The sequence below is a fragment of the Microtetraspora sp. AC03309 genome (genome assembly GCF_020826795.1).
In the GTDB taxonomy this organism is placed as follows: Bacteria; Actinomycetota; Actinomycetes; order Streptosporangiales; family Streptosporangiaceae; genus Microtetraspora; species Microtetraspora glauca.
Window position 1 is genome coordinate 36186 of sequence record NZ_JADDIL010000066.1, and the last position, 17744, is coordinate 53929.

Annotated in this window: 13 protein-coding genes and 2 pseudogenes; 11 read left to right on the forward strand and 4 right to left on the reverse strand. The window is 70.0% G+C overall.

What is annotated here, in order from left to right:
• Nucleotides 1-106: 106 nt before the first annotated feature.
• From IMZ11_RS31575 to IMZ11_RS31590, 5 genes and pseudogenes are all read left to right on the forward strand, one after another.
• Nucleotides 107-430: a YciI family protein gene (locus tag IMZ11_RS31575; RefSeq protein ID WP_228646071.1), complete on the forward strand. Its 324-nt coding sequence runs from the start codon at nucleotides 107-109 to the stop codon at nucleotides 428-430.
• A gap of 18 nt (nucleotides 431-448) precedes the next feature.
• A pseudogene (locus IMZ11_RS46800) lies at nucleotides 449-1705 on the forward strand (RNA polymerase sigma factor); the annotation flags it as partial.
• Nucleotides 1706-1849: 144 nt separating this feature from the next.
• Nucleotides 1850-2452: pseudogene (locus tag IMZ11_RS46805) on the forward strand (RNA polymerase subunit sigma); the annotation flags it as partial.
• Between the two features lie 170 nt (nucleotides 2453-2622).
• A complete protein-coding gene (locus IMZ11_RS31585) occupies nucleotides 2623-4038 on the forward strand; it encodes a hypothetical protein (protein ID WP_228646073.1) in 1416 nt (471 codons plus the stop codon).
• 14 nt (nucleotides 4039-4052) lie between these two features.
• The gene (locus IMZ11_RS31590) at nucleotides 4053-5195 is read left to right on the forward strand and encodes a class F sortase (RefSeq protein ID WP_228646074.1); all 1143 of its coding nucleotides are present in this window, start codon (nucleotides 4053-4055) and stop codon (nucleotides 5193-5195) included.
• A 206-nt stretch (nucleotides 5196-5401) separates the two neighbouring features.
• Here IMZ11_RS31590 and IMZ11_RS31595 read toward each other — a convergent pair whose 3' ends face one another.
• A complete protein-coding gene (locus IMZ11_RS31595; protein WP_228646075.1) occupies nucleotides 5402-6808 on the reverse strand; it encodes a DUF2079 domain-containing protein in 1407 nt (468 codons plus the stop codon).
• A gap of 336 nt (nucleotides 6809-7144) precedes the next feature.
• Here IMZ11_RS31595 and IMZ11_RS31600 point away from each other — a divergent pair, with 336 nt between their 5' ends.
• From IMZ11_RS31600 to IMZ11_RS31615, 4 genes are all read left to right on the forward strand, one after another.
• On the forward strand, nucleotides 7145-7384 hold the full coding sequence (locus IMZ11_RS31600) for a hypothetical protein (RefSeq protein ID WP_228646076.1): 240 nt from the start codon (nucleotides 7145-7147) through the stop codon (nucleotides 7382-7384).
• 158 nt (nucleotides 7385-7542) lie between these two features.
• Entirely contained in the window at nucleotides 7543-8466 is a 924-nt protein-coding gene (locus tag IMZ11_RS31605) for a hypothetical protein (protein WP_228646077.1), read from the forward strand.
• A gap of 9 nt (nucleotides 8467-8475) precedes the next feature.
• The gene (locus IMZ11_RS46410; protein WP_228646078.1) at nucleotides 8476-9363 is read left to right on the forward strand and encodes a class F sortase; all 888 of its coding nucleotides are present in this window, start codon (nucleotides 8476-8478) and stop codon (nucleotides 9361-9363) included.
• Between the two features lie 202 nt (nucleotides 9364-9565).
• A complete protein-coding gene (locus tag IMZ11_RS31615; RefSeq protein ID WP_228646079.1) occupies nucleotides 9566-10711 on the forward strand; it encodes an acetyl-CoA C-acetyltransferase in 1146 nt (381 codons plus the stop codon).
• 137 nt (nucleotides 10712-10848) lie between these two features.
• Here IMZ11_RS31615 and IMZ11_RS31620 read toward each other — a convergent pair whose 3' ends face one another.
• The 3 genes from IMZ11_RS31620 to IMZ11_RS31630 form a co-directional block, all read right to left on the reverse strand.
• On the reverse strand, nucleotides 10849-10998 hold the full coding sequence (locus IMZ11_RS31620; protein WP_228646080.1) for a hypothetical protein: 150 nt from the start codon (nucleotides 10996-10998) through the stop codon (nucleotides 10849-10851).
• Nucleotides 10999-11296: 298 nt separating this feature from the next.
• A complete protein-coding gene (locus tag IMZ11_RS31625; RefSeq protein ID WP_228646081.1) occupies nucleotides 11297-13171 on the reverse strand; it encodes an acyl-CoA dehydrogenase family protein in 1875 nt (624 codons plus the stop codon).
• Nucleotides 13172-13307: 136 nt separating this feature from the next.
• Entirely contained in the window at nucleotides 13308-14039 is a 732-nt protein-coding gene (locus IMZ11_RS31630) for a bifunctional 2-polyprenyl-6-hydroxyphenol methylase/3-demethylubiquinol 3-O-methyltransferase UbiG (protein WP_061253193.1), read from the reverse strand.
• A 178-nt stretch (nucleotides 14040-14217) separates the two neighbouring features.
• Here IMZ11_RS31630 and IMZ11_RS31635 point away from each other — a divergent pair, with 178 nt between their 5' ends.
• On the forward strand, nucleotides 14218-15474 hold the full coding sequence (locus IMZ11_RS31635; RefSeq protein ID WP_228646082.1) for a LuxR C-terminal-related transcriptional regulator: 1257 nt from the start codon (nucleotides 14218-14220) through the stop codon (nucleotides 15472-15474).
• A complete protein-coding gene (locus IMZ11_RS46000) occupies nucleotides 15471-17681 on the forward strand; it encodes a LuxR C-terminal-related transcriptional regulator (protein ID WP_308066876.1) in 2211 nt (736 codons plus the stop codon). Before IMZ11_RS31635 ends, IMZ11_RS46000 begins: the two co-directional genes overlap by 4 nt.
• Nucleotides 17682-17744: the final 63 nt, after the last annotated feature.

The window sequence follows — 17744 nt, forward strand, 5'->3', positions numbered from 1 at the left end:
CTCGCTCACACGTCGATCCGGCCATGTGACAGGGAATGACCTCGTTCCCTGTCGTATGAGAATGTTCGACGCGTAGGCACAGCGAGGACAAGAAGGAGAAGACCCCATGCGCTACCTGATGACGACCAAGCCCACCGACGCCGCCCCCGACGAGAAGCTGTACGCCGAGATGGCCGCGTTCATCGAGGAGATGACCGCGGCGGGCGTCCTGCTGGCCACCGGCGGGCTGGAGCCCGGCGGGATCCGCGTGACGTCCTCCGGTGACACGATCACGGTGACCGACGGGCCGTTCGCCGAGGCCAAAGAGGCGGTGGCCGGCTTCGCGCTGGTCGAGGTCCGCTCCAAGGAGGAGGCGATCGAGCTGACCCGCCGGTTCCGCACGATCGTCGGTGACGGCGAGAGCGTGATCCAGCAGGTCTTCGGTCCCTGAGCCGCGGGCCCTGATCCGATGACGGGACCTCCCCGGTTTGCGAGCGAGCCGGGGCGGTGCTGTCATCGTGTCGTGACGGACGCCCATCGCGTGATCGATGCGGTCTGGAAACTCGAGTCGGCGAGGATCGTCGCCGGGCTCACGCGGATGGTGCACGACGTCGGCCTGGCCGAGGAACTCGCCCAGGACGCGCTCGTCTCCGCGCTCGAACAGTGGCCGGAGTCGGGGATTCCGGACAACCCCGGCGCCTGGCTGACGGCCATCGCCAAGCGCCGCGCCGTCGACCACATCCGGCGCTCCCAGCGCCTCGAGCGCAAGCATGAGCAACTCGCCCACGAGCTGGACCAGCAGCGGGACCCTGAGCGGGACGACGTCCTGCGGCTGATGTTCATCTCCTGCCATCCGGCGCTGCCGACCGAGGCGCGGGTCGCGCTGACGCTCCGGCTCCTCGGCGGTCTCACGGCCGAGGAGATCGCACGGGCGTTCCTCGTCAGCGAGCAGCGGATCATCCAGCGCATCGCCGGGGCGAAGCGGACGCTGGCCGAGGAGCGGGTGCCATTCGAGCTGCCGGACGGATCGGAGTTGGCCGAGCGCCTGTCGTCGGTGCTCGAAGTCATCTACCTCATCTTCAACGAGGGATATTCGGCGACGTCCGGGGACGACCTGATGCGGCCGGGACTCTGCCTCGAAGCGCTGCGGCTGGGCCGGATGCTGGCCGAGCTGGCGCCGCACGAGGCCGAAGTGCACGGACTGGTCGCGCTGATGGAGATCCAGGCGTCCCGCTCCGCCACGCGGACCGGGCCCTCGGGTGAGCCCGTCCAACTGCACGAGCAGAACCGGGGACGCTGGGACCAGTTGCTCATCCGCCGTGGTTTCACCGCGATGCTGCGCGCGCGGGAGGTCGGTGGCACGCCCGGTCCGTACGTGCTGCAAGCGGCGATCGCCGTGTGCCACGCGCAGGCACGGACCGCCGAGGACACCGACTGGGCGCAGATCGCGGTCCTGTACGAGGCGCTGGCCCGGCTGCTGCCGACACCGATCGTGCAGCTCAACCGGGCGGTGGCGGTCGGGATGGCGCGCGGGCCGCAGGAGGGGCTCGTCCTGGTCGACTCGTTGATCGCCGACCCCGCGTTGCGGGACTACCACCTTCTTCCCGGCGTCCGGGGCGATCTCCTGGTCCGGCTGGGACGGCACGCGGAGGCGCGGCTGGAGTTCGAGCGGGGCGCGTCTCTCGCCAGGAACGTCGCCGAGCGCGCCTTCCTGCGGCGTCGTGCGGACGAGATCACCGTCACCGGCTCGCCGGGTGCCACCCTCGGGCAGGCCGCGCGCGACTTCCTGGCACGCGACGATCTGGACGCCGTGACGATCCGCTCGTACGGGCAGACCCTGCGGCGCATGTGCCTGACCTTGGGTGAACACATGCCGCTGGCGTCCCTGACGGCAGAGCAAGTGGCGCGGGTGTTCGCGACGGCCTGGGACGAGGCCGCGGCGACGACATGGAACCGGCATCGGTCGGCCGTCCGGTCGTTCGGAGCCTGGGCGTCCATGGACCTCGCGACGGGCCTCGACCGCCGCGCGGAGACCCGTCCCCGGGCCGAGACGATCGGGTCGGCACAGCTCGACGCGCTGTGGAACCGTCCCGACCTGCCTTTGCGCGAGCGGACCCTGTGGCGGTTGTTGCACGAGTCGGCGGCGGCGGTGACGGCCGTGCTGTCCCTGAACGTCGAGCACCTCGACCTGGACGACCGCCGGGCCCGCGCGGGCGACACCTGGGTCAGCTGGCGCTCCGGGACCGCCCGGCTTCTCCCTCACCTGCTGGCGGGCCGGGCCCGGGGCCCGCTGTTCCTCGCCGACCGGCGGCCCGGACCGTCCCGCATGCCCGCGGCGGCCGACCTGTGCCCGGATACGGGCCGCGGCCGCCTGTCGTACGAACGGGCCGAGTACCTCTTCAAGCAGGCCACCAAGTCCCTGGACCCGGCGGGCGGCGGCTACACCCTGCGGCAGCTCAAGCGCCGCGAATGATCAATTCTGGGCTTCCGGATTACAAGTACGCCAACTTTCGGCCTTTCGTCCTCCTTGAGAACTGTTGAAACCCATAAGATCTACCTTCGGTTTGCTATGGGCTGCATGGGATGCGGCTTTCGTGATCGGAGCGTGCGGTGGATCGCTGGGGAACAGGTCTCCGGAGGACTGTGGCCGCCTCAGTTCTGGGCTTGGCGGGAGCGGCGGCGATCGTGGTCCCGTCGATGTCCGCGGGCGCGAGCACCGCTGAGCTGGTCGTCGACTACGCCTGTACCGGCGGAGTCGCGGGGACGGGCTCGGGCGTGGTGAATCTCCGTACGAAGGTCACCATTCCCACGACGCTGAACGTCGGCGACCCGCTCAACATCGGGTGGGACCTCAATTACAAGGACGTGACCAGGTTCGGAGCGCCCGCCTTGCTGCCCAACGGCGGCAAGATCGAGGTGACCGGCAACGTCCAGCTCTCGGGAGCATGGGAAGGCGTGCTCAAGCCGATGGGCAACGTGGACCAGGAGGCGCCGCTGGTGAAGGGCACCCCCCTGAAGCTCCCCGAGGGAATCTCCGATTTCGCGCACACGGACCGAGTCGGCGTGGTCAAGGTCACGCCTCGCAAGCTCTTCGTGGACTTCCGGCCGCCGGCGTCCGAGATCATGGTCAACGACGATGATCTGGGGATCACGTACAGCGCTGACTGGGACGATCTCAACGACCAACTGAGCCAGAACAACGACTACCACCTGGACCTGCACCGGACGACGAAGGCCGGCGCCTGGGCCAGTTACACCTTCACCGGAACCGGGGTCGAGTACGTCGCCCAGAAGGACCAGCGTGCGGGGCCGGTGGACATTTTCATCGACGGCGTCGCGGGCACCCCGCCGAGGATCGACCCCTCGAAGAACGACGACGGCACGCAGGTGAACGACGCCAACAAGGGTGGGCAGACCCTGTGGCGTTTCCGCGGGCTCCCATACGGCCAGCACACCATTACGGTCACCAACGTCGAAGACGGCAAGTGGGGGCAGCTCGACGCCTTCCGTGTGATTACCAGAGAGCTGGTCAACCCGCCGAAGGAATATCGCGCCGAGTGCAACCTCGTCAGCGCACCCGTGTCGGTGAACGTCAATATCGGAGAGGGCGGAACCGCCCCGACATCACCGGACAGCTCGCCGTCGGCGGATCCCTCGGGCAGCGGCGACCCGTCGACGAGCCCCTCGACGAGTTCCTCCGCCACCCCGTCGGGCTCGACGACTCCGACGTCGGGGAACAGCTCCTCTCCGACCACGACGGGCAACGGCTCCACCTCCACTCCGACGGACAGCAAGTTGACGAGCGTCGTCGTTCTGGGAAGTCCGACGCCGACGGCGACGACGACGATCACGTTGCCGGCCACGACGCCGACCGCGGCGCAGGTGAAGGTCACACCGAAGGGCGGAGCCCAGACCGGAGAGGCTCCGGAGGCCTCGCGTGCCTCCGCCGCACTGCTCATCGGCTCCGGTGGCGCCATGATGATCGGCGGAGCTTTCAGCGGAATCGTGCTTCTGCGCAGGCGGGCGGCACATGCCAATGACCGGTCGCGGACGGTTTGAGGGGACTGACGGAGATGAACTCGACTCCTGACGCGCACGACGACAAGCCCCAGCCCGGCGACGGACCCGCCGGTACGGCCGCGCCCGACGGTGCCACCTCGCCCGTTACCGGGCAGGCCCCCGCGGAGCAGCCGGGCACGGCCGCCGGTTCCGCCGGCGATACGGGCACGGCCGGGGACGGCGCCCACGGCGCCCACGTTGCCCCCGGGCAGCCTTCTCCCGGGCAGGTCCCCGCAGGTCAGGTTCCGCCGGCGCAGGTCGCCCCGCAGGTCGGCGGGGTGCCCGGCGTACCGGTTCAGATGGGGGCTGTCCCAGCCGCTCCGGTCGCTCCGGTCACTCCGGTCACTCCGGTTGTGAAGACGCGCAAGCCGCTGCCTCAGCCCGTTCTCGCCACGCTGCTGGTGGGCGGGTCGTTCGGCGGCATCGCGGCCATCATGGCGGGGCTGCTCGCCGTACTGTCGCCCGCGCCGGAGGACGTCCAGGGGAGCAAGCCGGTCCCCGGCGGCGAGGTGGCACTTCAGGGAGCGGGCACGTTCCTTCCGCCGACCGTGGGGCCCGGCGGTCCGGGCACGGCCCTGACGGCCGCCGCGCCGACCGCGCCTCCGCCGCTTCCCGCGCTCCAGCCGCTGCCCCCGTTGACGATCACGACGGCGCCCGCGTCGGCTGCTTCCACCAAGGTCAAGAAGACGGCCTCCGCCAAGCCGGTCAAGATCCGCATTCCGGCGATCGGCGTCTACGCCACCGTCGGCTCTGTCGGGGTGGCGAAGTCGGGCGAGATCGGGACGCCGCCGCTGAGCCGTCCCAGCCTCGCGGCGTGGTATCGGCTCGGACCGGCGCCCGGCGAGCTGGGGCCGGCCGTGATCCTCGGCCACGTGAACACCCGTACCGGTTCCGCCGTCTTCAACCGGCTCCGCGAGCTGAAGCGCGGCAACAAGATCGAGGTTCGCCGGGCCGACGGCAAGAGCGCGATCTTCACGGTCGACGGTGTCGAGCAGGTGGGCAAGACGACGTTTCCGACGAATCGTGTCTACGGCAACGTCTCCACCGCCGCGCTCCGGTTGATCACGTGTGGTGGCGCCTACAACGCCAAGAACCACAGCTACACGGACAACATCGTGGTGTACGCGACCATGACCGGCACCCGCAACGCGAAGTAGTCGGTGGGGGACTCCGGGACCTCCCACTGGCCTCGGGCGGCGAGGGTTCCCGCTCGCACGGCGGCGGACGAACCCGCCGCCGCAGCGAGGCCGTCATCGGTGTTCCGATCACGGACCTCGCGGCTACGGGTGGCATCGGTGGGTGCCGCGGGTGTCGGCGAAAGTCGCACGTGTGGCGAACCAGGGTCGGTTCTCGCAGGCGCTGATCAGCCGCGGTGTAGCACCACATAGCCTTCCCTTTTGAAGACGACCTGGTAGCCGAGGCCGATCAGCTCGTCCACCCGCTCCTGCTGTCTCGTCGGCGAGCCCCACGGGTATGCGCCCCGGACGGCGTCGGCCACGATCCATGGGGCCTTGGGGGGTTTGTCCTCCCACAGCAGGACCGTCGTCCGGGCGGACAGATGCGGTCCGACGTGGTTGACGGCCTCGACGACCACCCCGGACGGGACGGCCGCGACCGCCTGCTCCGCGGCGGCCACGTCGGGATGCTTTTCGTAGAAGTCCGGCCTGATGAGCTGGTCGAACGGGAACCGGGGCACCAGCGTGAGCGCGATCGCGCAGGCGCCTGCCGCCCACATCAGTGACGCGGTGCGCTCGCTGAGGTCGGGCCGGCGGCGCCGTGACCAGCGGATCAGCCTGGAGGCCCCGTCGACACCGGCGCACAACAGAATGATCACCGTGAAGGCGCTGTGATGAAAGTCGGTGACCCACCAGTGTGCGCGGTCCGACAGCATGCGCTCCAGGAGGTGTGGCAGTGCCATCAGCATCAGCGGCGAGAACAGGCAGGTCAGCAGGGCGGGCCACAGCAGGAACGCCAGCGTGTCGACCTTGATCTGAGGGCTGAGGAAGGTGCCGAGGACGCTGAGCGGATCGGTGAGCGCCTTGACGGCCACGGCCGACACGCTGCTGCCGAGCTGACTGTAGGCCCAATACATGCCGGGGTCGCCGCCGACGGACGGTATGAAGATGCTGCGGGCGAAGCCGGTGTAGAGCATGCCGATGCCCATGTACATGATCCCGGTGTGGCGCCGCCCCTGTAGTGCGACGTATCCGCCGAAACCGACGACCATGAGCCCCATGTCCTCTTTGACCAGGAGTAGTGCGGCTGCGGCAAGCGCGGTGGTTGTGTATCTGCCCGCGCTGAACCGTTCGATCATGACGGCGGTGAGCAGTGGGGCGAAGGCGACCTCGTGGAAGTCGAAGTTCACCGCCTGGGCGACGGGCCAGGAGACGGCGTAGGCGACGGCGACGAGATAGGCGGAGCCGGTGCCGAGCACGCGCCGGGTGAACAGCCACAGGGGCGGTATCGCCAGCGCGAACAGAACGGCCTGAGCCACGATGAGGGTCTCGGGTCCGTCATGCAGCCAGTACAGCGGGGCCAGGACCGCCAGGATGGGTGAGAAGTGCTCGCCCAGTTGCACGAAATCCATGCCCCGGTCGAGCGTCTCCCCGCGTAGGGGGCTCGTCGGAGCGCTGAACGAGGCGAATCCCCGCACCATCTGGTCGAACAGCGTCAGGTCCATGCTGGTCGCCCGGTACATGTAGAACCTGACCAGCCCCAGAAGGCAGTAGACACCGGTGGCGGCGAGGACGACGGCTGTCAGGGCGATCACGTGCCGAGAGCGTGTCGTCGGCGAAAGCGCTGCGGCGACGGCTTGTAGGGCTCCGGTTCGGCGACGCTGAGAGGTTCCGGCTTCCTGCGCCGTGCGCTCTGTGGCGCTGGGCGATAAGCCCATGTGTGATCCTCCCTGCGGCGCTCGATACAGAAAGCTGCCGCGGGGTGGAGCCGACGGCGGTGATGCACGGTCGAGGCCGACGGCACCCGTTCCGTGAGGCCGACCAAAGCTAGCACCTTGGATATCACCGCGAAAGCGATAAATCGGATGCCTGGTTGGGAAACAGCGAATCGAGTCCACGCCCGTGACCCCGTCCTTCAGAGGGTCGGTGGCGTGGACGAGGTTGTCACTTCCAGAGCGCTGATGGCGCAGGTTGGGCGATCTCGTCGTCACCATGACGAAGCCACCTCGATCGAGCCGCGCAACTTCGACCGGGCCCACCTCGGCCACTCACAGATCCGGCCGTGCGCGTACCCATACCCGGCGGGCCCGAGTTGGGAGCTGATGCTAGCGGGGCCACCAGGTGGTTTTGATCGCGATGAGGACATGCTGCCGCGCAGCACCGGCAAGTGAGCGGTGTCTCGCGATAGGGTTCCTTGACCGTGTTTCCCTACAAATGGGGCGATTCCCAGGCAGAGTTCATAAGATCTCTACCTAACTGAGACGCTAGACCGGGATTCTGGTACGTCTGGTAAAGCCGCGACCGAAACCGACCCACGGGAGTGAAGGAAGTGCTGAAGTCAAAGGCACGGCGTCGTATCGCCACGAAAGCCGCCGCCGGAGTAGCCAGCGCAGCCGTCCTCGTCGGCGCCTTCTCGGCCGTCAGTGCGCTCGCGGACAGCAAGTCAGTGACGTACAGTTGCACGCCCTATGAGGATGGCGCACCGCTGGATACGCCTGTCATCCATGACTTCACGGTGAACCTGCAGGCTGCTGGAACAGCGACGGTCGGAACGCAGTTCACCGCCACGCTGAGCATTGCGGCCGATACTGCATCGGCGTTCCCGGTGCCGGATGACATTCCCACAGGCGCATGGATCCAGGTGCAGCCCTCGGTTGTGGCCTCGGTGAGCCCGACCACGGCGACAGCGAATGTCTCCACGCCGTCGCCCTCCGCGTCGGTGGCGGCATCCATAGCGAAGGGATCTCCGCTCGGCGCGCTTCCCACAGCGACGCTGACCATCACGCCGTCCACAGGTGCCTCATCGATCGTTCTCACCGCCAAGGACTTCAAGCTGAACGTGCTGAAGCCCGCCACGGGCGAGGCCACCGCTTCCGCAGCGCCGCTCTACAGTTGCGTGGTCGCGACGACGGGAACCAAGACGGTGCCGGCCGGGGCGACGATCGCGGTGGTGACCGCCGGTGCGAGCGCGTCGTCCAGTTCCTCGACGACTCCGACGCCGACGCCGACTCCGTCCACGTCGGCGTCGAGCCCCACGCCGTTGCCGACGCACACCGTCTACAAGACCGTGACGGCGAAGCCGTCCAAGGACACCCAGGTCAAGAAGACGCCCGGAGGCGGCGCCGCGACCGGAGGAGGTGCGGACGCGGGACCGGACGGGCGGATGTTCGTGCTCACGGGAACCGCCCTGGTCCTGGCGGCGGCCACCGGCGGACTCATGCTGCGCTCCCGGCGTCGTGCCGCGCAGCGGTGAGGTGCGGCAGTGACCACGCCGCCACCGGGGCAGTATCCGCCCGGCCAGCCGGTTCCGCCCTACGGCGCCCCCGTCCATCCGCAGCCGGTGTACGGCCAGCCGGTGTTCCACGCGGCGCCGGTCGTCTATCCCCAGGCGTACCAGGAGCCTGAGCCGCCGTCGCAGCCGCAGGGCGGCGGCGCGTCGGCCATGCGCGGCGTGCTGATCCTGGCCGCCGTCGCGGGCGTCGTCACCGTGATCATCGGCGTGTTCTTCATCCTGGGCTCGCCCGACGAGTACGCGCCACCGGCCCGTCAAACGCTGAAGATCAAGGGTGCCGAGGGCCTGGTGCCCTCGGTCGGTCCCGGCGGTACGGGCCAGCCGCTGACGCAGGCTGTCGCCACCGCGCCTCCGCCCGCGCCCACCCTGCCACCGGCTGCCGCGATGCAGCCGTCCTCGCCGCGTCGGCTGATCGTCCCCAGGCTCGGGATCAACGCGCCGATCAAGTCCGTGGGCACGGACAAGAGCGGCGCCATCGAGACGCCGCCGATCAGCAACCACAACCTCGTCGGGTGGTACCGCGGCGGCCCCACGGCGGGGGAGCCCGGTCCCGCGGTGATGCTGGGGCACAAGGACACCACGACGCGCAGCGCCGTCTTCACCCGGCTGCACGAGATCCAGTACGGCGACACGATCGAGGTCGTCCGGATGGACGGCACGGTGGCGGTCTTCACGGTCGGCGGCGTCGAGCAGGCGAACAAGCAGACCTTCCCGACCGATCGGGTCTACGGCTCGCGGGAGAACGCCGAGCTGCGCCTGATCACCTGTGGCGGGTCGTACAACCGCAACACGGGCCACTACGTGGACAACGTGATCGTGTACGCCACCATGACCAGCACCCGGCTCGCCTCGGACTGAGCGGCCCGAAGGCCAAGGGCATCCCGTACCGGCTGATCGGTGATGTCCGCGGCGGGTAGGTCTCCGGGAAGCCGGCCGATCCAACGCGCTGGGTATGCCGGATATATCCGCGATCGGTTCTCATACCAGGACAAGCGCCGACGAAAGTTCTGTTGTAGCCTCCTGGTAACCGAACAATGCTCGGTTTCCTGTGGGAGGCACTGTGGCAGAGGCGTACATCGTCGGGGCGGTCCGCACCCCGGTCGGCAAGAAGAAGGGCGGGCTGTCGACGGTCCACCCCACGGACCTTGCCGCGCACACGCTCCAGGCGCTGGTCGATCGCACCGGCGTCGATCCGACCGCCGTCGATGACGTGATCATGGGCTGCGTCATGCAGTTCGGTCCCCAGTCGATGGACATCGCGCGCAACGCCTGGCTGTCGGCCGGACTTCCGGAGAACGTCGCCGGAGTCACCATCGACCGCCAGTGCGGATCGTCGCAGCAGGCGATCCACTTCGCCGCGCAGGGGATCCTGTCGGGCACGCAGGACCTCGTCGTCGCCGCCGGTGTGGAGTCGATGTCGATCGTCCCCATGGGGTCGAGCATCACCGCCGCGCTGGAGAAGGGCATGCCCTTCCCCTTCGGCGACAAGTGGGTCGAACGGTACGGCAAGCAGGAGATCTCGCAGTTCCGCGGCGCGGAGCTGATGTGCGAGAAGTGGGACCTGAGCCGCGACGAGCTGGAGCGGTTCGCCTACGAGAGCCACCAGCGGGCCGCGAAGGCGATCGCCAACGGGCACTTCAAGGACCAGATCGCCCCGGTCAACGGCGTCGAGAACGACGAGGGCCCCCGCCCGGACACCACCCTGGAGAAGATGGGCGAGCTCAAGACCCTGCGCGAGGGCGGGCGGATCACCGCGGCGACCTCGTCGCAGATCTCCGACGGCTCCGGCGCCGTGCTGATCGCCTCCGAGCAGGCGGTACGCGATCACGGCCTGGTGCCCCGGGCCCGGATCGTCACCCTCGCGCTCACCGGTGACGACCCCGTCTACATGCTGACGGCGCCGATCCCGGCGACGAGGAAGGCCCTGGCCAAGGCCGGGCTGAGCATCGACGACATCGACGCCATCGAGATCAACGAGGCGTTCGCCCCGGTGCCGCTCGCGTGGCTCAAGGAGATCGGCGCGGATCCCGCCAGAACCAACCCGAACGGCGGGGCCATCGCCCTCGGTCACCCCCTGGGCGGCACCGGCGCGATCCTGATGACGAAGCTGCTGCACGAGCTCGAGCGCACCGGCGGCCGGTACGGCCTGCAGACGATGTGCGAGGGCGGCGGTCAGGCCAACGTGACGATCATCGAGCGCCTCTGAGATCGCTCACCCCGGGACGGAGGCCACGCCGTCCCGGGGTGACCCGCCCGGTACGGCCCCGCCGTACGGACGGGAACGGAAAGGGCACCCCGGCCGGGGTGCCCTTTCTCATGGACGCGGGAGTGGAGGCTCGCCCGCTATTTGGGGCGCGGCAACCTGCGCGGCATCTGCGCCGGTCGCACCGGCCGCGCCGGGATGGGCATCTGGCGTGGCGGCAGGTTGCGCTGGGGCTGAGGGGTACGCGGGAGGGTCTTCCCGCCGCGCTTCTTGGACGCGCGTACACGCATGTGAGATCTCCTTGGCAAGAACGGGAACGCGGCACGAAGTGCCGTCACTCAGCTGCCGCGTCGAAAGGACAGGGCCGAGGGGCGCGCGCGTGGGGCGCCCCGGGATGCCGCGTCAGGCGCGGCTCACGGCGAGCGGGCTGAGATCGCGAGCGATCAGATGATCAGCGGTCGCGGTAGAGAAGAATCCACACACGGGGACCGTAACAAGACGGGCCTTCCGGTTCCAACAGGTTTTCCGGGCGGCGGAAGGCCGCCCCGGCGACGCCGGGACGGCCCTCGTACGGCGGCCCGCTCCTGGCTAGGGGATGTCGCGGTGGACGTCCTTCGCGGTCGCCTTCCCCGGCGTGGCGGGCGCGATCCACGGACCGTCCGTCGACGGGTCGAGGACGCCGTCCTCGACGAAGGCGTAGCGGCCGGCGAGGATCCGGCGCGTGAGCCGTACGTCGGTGGCGTCGGAGTTGACCCACAACCGCGTGAACAGTTCGTCCGCGCGGAGCCGCGCCTGACGGCAGAACGTGTCCGCGATCTCCAGCGCGCCGCGCCCGTGCTTGGCCGCGTCCTCCTGGGCGCGGACGCAGACCGCGGTCATCGCGAACAGCTCCGACCCGATGTCGACGATCCGGGACAGGAAGCCCTGACGGTGCTCCAGCTTCCCCTGCCAGCGCGACATGCCGTAGAAGGTGGACCTGGCGAGCTTGCGGCTGGTCCGCTCCACATAGCGCAGGTGGTGGGCGAGCGGCCCGAACTCGGAATAGGAGTTCGGCAACTGTCCGGCTCCGGCCACCAGGCCGGGGAGCCAGCGGGCGTAGAACGCGCCCGCCTTGGTCGCGGCCCGGCCCTTGGCCCGCAGGTCGGCCTTCGGGTCGATGAGGTCCCCGGCGACCGAGAGGTGCGCGTCCACGGCCTCGCGGGCGATGAGCAGATGCATGATCTCGGTGGATCCTTCGAAGATGCGGTTGATCCGCAGATCACGCAACATCTGCTCGGCGGGCACACCGCGCTCGCCGCGGGCCTGAAGAGACTCGGCCGTCTCGTAACCTCGTCCGCCCCTGATCTGGACGAGCTCGTCCACGATCTGCCAGGCCATCTCCGAGCCGTACAGCTTGGCCAGGGCGGCCTCGATCCTGATGTCGTTGCTCTCGTCGTCGGCCAGCCGGCCGGCGAGGTCGACCACGGCCTCCACGGCGTACGCGGTGGCGGTGATGAAGGAGATCTTGCGGGCCACGGCCTCGTGCTCGCCGATCGGGTGGCCCCACTGGACGCGCTCCGCGCCCCACTCCCGGGCGATCTTGGCGGCCCACTTGGCGGCGCCCGCGCAGGTCGCGGGCAGCGACAGGCGTCCGGTGTTCAGCGTCGTGAGGGCGATCTTCAGGCCCTGTCCTTCGCGGCCGATGAGATTCTCCGCCGGGACCCTGACCTTGTGGAAGCGGGTCACGCCGTTCTCGATGCCGCGCAGGCCCATGAACGCGTTCCGGCGCTCGACGGTGATGCCGGGGGCGTCGGCCTCGACGACGAACGCGGAGATCCGGGTGCCCGTCCTGGCCATGACGACGAGCAGGTCGGCCACGACCCCGTTGGTCGTCCACAGCTTGACCCCGTCGAGGACGTACGCGTCGCCGTCACGTACGGCGGTCGTCGCCAGCCGGGCCGGGTCTGATCCCACATCCGGCTCTGTCAGGAGAAAAGCTGATATTTCACCTTGTGCGCATCGGGGCAGGAAACGCTGCTTCTGCTCCGGTGTCCCGAACAGCCTGAGCGGCTGCGGCACGCCGATTGACTGGTGCGCCGACAACAACGCCGCCAGCGCGGGAGAGTAGGACGCGACCAGCATCAGCGCCCGGCAGTAGTACAGGTGGCTCAGCCCGAGCCCGCCGTACTGCTCGTCGATCGTCATCCCGAACGCGCCGACCGCGCGCAGCCCCTTGATCACCTCGTCGGGAATGACCGCGGAACGCTCGATGACCGAAGGATCGACACTGTCGCGCAGGAAGGTGGTGAGCGTCTGGAGGAACCGCTCGCCCTTCCTTGTCTGCTGCTCGCTGAGCTGCGGCGCGGGATGGACGAGATCCAGCCGGAAGCGCCCGAGAAACAGCTCCTTGCCGAAGCTCGGGCGGGCCCACTCCGTCTCGCGGGCCTGCTCGGCCACCTCGCGTGCCTTGGCGTACTCGGTCATCACGACCTCCTGAGGCGGTGGATGCCGTGGTGCTACCCGCGAGTAGCCCCTGAAACCCCCAGGAAACGGACAAGTCCGGGACGGCGACGGACCGGAGCCGCCATGAAACGGCAGACGGTACGGCTAGCTGTGACCCCTAACGCGGAACGCGGGCGACACAGAAGACGGTCTGGCCGAAAGGAGGCCGGACGAACCGCTCGATGAACCGCGTCGCAGGGACGACCGTCCGATCGTAGATCTTGACCAGCCGGGGGTCGGGGTACCCCACCCCGCCACGCCGTACGGCGGCCCACCAGGCGATGCCGCCCAGGAAGTTGATCGGCTTGAGCACCTGCGGCCTCAGCCCGGCGGCGACGACCGTCCTGCCCAGCGTCGAGGGGGTGTACCGGGTGACGTGGCCGACCTTGCGGTCGAAGTCCCCGTACAACTGCATGTAGCCGGGCACCCAGATGACGATCCGCCCGCCCGGCGCGGTGACCTTGGCCAGCGAGCGCAGCGCCTCGACGTCATCCTCGATGTGCTCGAGGACGTTCATCATGATCACCGTGTCGACGGGCTCCTCCAGCGGGATCTCCGTCGGCAGGCCGAACTGGAGCACGGAGATGTCGTCGCGCTCGGCGAAGCGCTTGTTGAGCTGCTCGACGCAATAAGGGTCGAAGTCGCTCACCACGAGCCGGTCGAGCCGCGGGAGGAACTGCTCCGCGAAGTGCCCGAGACCCGATCCGATCTCCAGCATCGAGCGGCCGACGTGCGGCGCGACCATGTCGAACTCGTACTGCCGGTAGTTCTTGGCCTCGTCCCCACCGAGGTGGTTCTCCAGAGCCTCGTCTCCGGCCGCCGGCTGGACTACACGGTCATACCCAGACATACAATCCTCGTTCGCGCGTGCTGGCAGTGGCGCCGAGTCTAGTGCCCGCCTCGTACGGCGGATTCCCGTTCCCGTATGGCAACCGGTGAAACGCCCGTTCCCATGCGCGATGCCGGGGTTACCATTCGTGAACCGGAGCGCCGGGTGCAGTGAAGTCCCCCCATGATTCGAGGCTGCGATGGAGCGACGCGATCTTCCGGCCTTCGTCGGCCGCCGGGCCGAGATTGCGCAGATCAGACGGCTGCTCGGCCGTTCGCGACTGGTGACCCTGACCGGGCTCTCCGGTGTCGGGAAGTCGCGACTGGCGGAGGAGGCCGCGTGGAACGTGCGCAAGGCCTTCGCCGACGGGGTCCACAGGGTGGACGTCTCCCAGATCCGCGATCCCCGGGTGCTCGCCCGCGAGGTCCGCGACGCCCTCCCGAAGGTCGGCCCGGGGGCGCGGGGCGGGCGGCTCCTCCTCGTCCTCGACGGCATCGAGCGCCTGGCCGGCCCCTGCGCCGTGCTCGTGGAATCCCTGCTCAGGAGCGCCCCCGGCCTGCGGATCCTGGCGACGGGGCGGCGCTCCCTCGGCGTCGTTGGCGAGCACCTGCTGCCGGTCGGCCCCCTGCCGTCCGCCGACGCCGTCGCCCTGCTGATCCACCGCGCCGGCCGCGCGATCACCGACCTGGACCGGAAGATCGCGGCCAGGCTGTGCGAAGAGCTCGGCCGGATGCCCTCCGCGATCGAATCGGCCGCGGTACGGCTGCGCGACACGCCGGATCTGGCGATCGAGGCACTGCTCGACGACCCCGTCCACGAGACGTCCGCCAGGAGGGCGCTGGAGCGCACCATCGAGCTCTGCTCGCCCGCGGAGCGGCTCGTGTGGGCCGGACTGGCGGGTTTTCGCGGACCGTTCGGCCTGGCGGAGGCCGAACGAGCCTGCCCGGACGGGCCGCCGCCCGGCGAGTTCCTCGACGCCCTCATCGGTCTGATCGACAAGTCGGTCCTGCTCCGCGAGGAGAGCGACGGGGAGGTGCGCTTCCGCGTGCCCGACGCCGTACGCGGCCACACCGTCAGGCTCCCACGCGGCCCCGGCGCGACCGAGGCCGAACGGCCCGCCGATCTGCCACCGCGCGAAGACGGGCGCCGGAGAGAGCCGCCCCTGGGAGAGCGACCCGGGAGAGACATCGAACCCGCGCGGCCGCGCGGTGGGCCCCGCCCCATGGGCGGCGCGGCCCGCGTGAGCGATCTGGAACGCCCCCGAGTGCTGACCCGCCGCGAGCACGAGGTCGCCGAACTGGTCGCGGACGGCCTGTCCAACCGCGAGGTGGCCGAGAAGCTGGTGATCTCCAAGCGCACCGCCGAGGCGCACATGGAGCACATCCTGGCCAAGCTCAACTTCTCCTCCCGCACCCAGGTCGCCGCCTGGGTCGCCCAGCGGCGCGGTGACCGGTGATCGGGAACCTGCCCGCCGAGCCGGCCAGCTTCGTCGGCCGCGCGGAGGAGCGGGAGCGTGTCGCGGGGCTGCTGGGCCGTACCCGCCTGGTCACCCTCACCGGCGCGGCAGGAGTGGGCAAGAGCAGACTCGCGCTGCGGGTCGCGGCGGACGCGCACCGGCGCTTCCCCGACGGTGTCTGGCTGGTGGAGCTCTCCTCACTGCGGAACCCGCGAGGGCTCGCGCCGCTGGTGAGCGAGACACTCGGCGGCCCCGACGACTCCGGCGCGCGGGAGGTGGACGCGCTCGCCGAGCACATCGGCGGCAAGCGGATGCTCCTCGTCCTCGACACGTGCGAGCACCTGCTGGGCGCGTGCGCCGACCTGGTCGGCGAGCTGCAGGAGCGATGTCCGTGGCTCCGCGTCCTGACCACGGGCAGGGAGCCCCTCGACGCGCCGGGCGAACACGTCGTGACCGTCCTCCCGCTCGGAGACGACGCGGTCACGCTTTTCGCCGACCGGGCCGTGGCCACGGTGCCCGACTTCGTGGTCGACGGGACCAACCGCGACCAGGTCGTACGGCTCTGCGAAGACCTCGACGGCGTTCCGCTCGCGATCGAACTGGCCGCCACCCGGCTGCGGGCGCTGTCCGTCACGGACATCACCGCCCGGCTTCCCGATCGGTTCCGGCTGCTACGCCGCGCCGACTGCGATACGGGCGAGAGCAGGCACCGGACGCTCCGCACCGCGATCGGCTGGAGCCACGAGCTGTGCGAACCGCGCGAGCGGCTGCTCTGGGCCAGGCTGTCGGTGTTCTCCCACGGCTTCGACCGCGAGACGGCCGAGGACGTCTGCGTGGGGGACACACTCTCGCGCCGCGACGTGTTCGCCCTACTGGCCCGGCTCGTCGAGAAGTCCGTCCTGCTGCGCGAGGGCGACCGCTACCGCCTGCTGCACGCCGTACGCGCCTACGGGGCGGAGCGGCTGCGGGAGTTGGGCGAGGAGGAGGCCACCCGCCGGCGCCATCGGGACGCGTACCTGCGGCTCGCCCGCAGGGCGGAGGCGGAGTGGGCCGGGCCCGCGCAGGCCGCGTGGGCTCGCCGGATGACCGAGGAGCTGCCGAACTTCCTCGCGGCACTCGATCATTCCCTCGCGGAGGATCCGCGGGCCGCGGTCGAACTCGCCGGGACGCTGTGGCCGCTCTGGATCGCCTGCGGCCACCACCGCGAGGGCCGCCGCTATCTGGACCGGGCGCTCGCGGCCACCGACAGGCCGACCCCTCACCGCGTCAAGGCCCTCTGGGCCGCCGCGTGGGTGGACGCCAGGCACTTCGACGTACACCGGGCCCGTACGCGCATGGAGGAATGCCGTCGCGGCCCGGGGACCGCCGTGTGGGGGAAGCACGCCGAGGCCCTGGTCGCGTTCGCCGCCGGCGACGACGAGAACGCGGTCCTGAGCTTCGAGGAGGTGCTCGCGGCCCGAGGTCGCCCCGGCCCCGTATGGCTCCTCGGCCAGAGCCCCGCCTGCGTCCTCAGCCAGGCGGGACTGTCTCTGGCCAGGTCGGGCGGCGAGCGCGCCAGAGCCGTTCTGGACGACGCCATGTGGCGGAGCGCGCTCACGGGAGACTGCTGGAGCCGGTCGGTCGCGCACCAGGGCCTGGCCGTCCTCGGCTGGGAGAACGGCGACCTGGTCGGCGCGGAGGAGCAGAACCGGGAGTCGATCCGGCTCAGCCGCGACCTCGGCGACCTGGCCGGCGCGCTCGTCGGGTTCGAGATCCAGGCGTGGATCGCCGCCGCCACCGGCAGGGGAAGGCTCGCCGCGACCCTGCTGGGAGCCGTGGACGGACTCGGCGGCGCGGTCGGCATCCGGCTGGACGAGGCGCCCTACTGGGGCGCCCGCCACTCCACGTGCGCGGACATCGCGCGCGGCCTCGTCGGCGGTCCCGCGTTCCGTACGGCCGTCGCCGACGGTGCCGCCCTCGACCTGGACGCGGCCTACCGCCGGGCGCTGGGCGATCCGCCCAAGGAGGGCGCCGGTCTGACCCCGAGGGAGTCCCAGGTGGCCGAGCTGATCGCGGACGGGCTGTCGAACCGCGAGCTCGCGGAACGGCTGATGATCGCCGAACGCACGGCCGACACCCACGTGGAGAACATCCTGGCCAAACTCCGCATGTCGTCCCGCGTGCAGATCGCGGCCTGGGTCGCGGTACGGCGCTCCGCACGGCACTAGTGGCCCGTCACCGAATCTCGGCCGGGTAATTGATCTCCAGCGGTGAACCCGTCAGGCTGGCTG

Bases quoted from the DNA above. Each gene is read 5' to 3' on its own strand.
- IMZ11_RS31635 (WP_228646082.1), top strand. From the start codon at position 14,218: ATGGAGCGACGCGATCTTCCGGCCTTCGTCGGCCGCCGGGCCGAGATT.
- IMZ11_RS31625 (WP_228646081.1), bottom strand. From the start codon at position 13,171: ATGACCGAGTACGCCAAGGCACGCGAGGTGGCCGAGCAGGCCCGCGAG.
- IMZ11_RS31575 (WP_228646071.1), top strand. From the start codon at position 107: ATGCGCTACCTGATGACGACCAAGCCCACCGACGCCGCCCCCGACGAG.
- IMZ11_RS31630 (WP_061253193.1), bottom strand. From the start codon at position 14,039: ATGTCTGGGTATGACCGTGTAGTCCAGCCGGCGGCCGGAGACGAGGCT.
- IMZ11_RS31620 (WP_228646080.1), bottom strand. From the start codon at position 10,998: ATGCGTGTACGCGCGTCCAAGAAGCGCGGCGGGAAGACCCTCCCGCGT.
- IMZ11_RS31590 (WP_228646074.1), top strand. From the start codon at position 4,053: ATGAACTCGACTCCTGACGCGCACGACGACAAGCCCCAGCCCGGCGAC.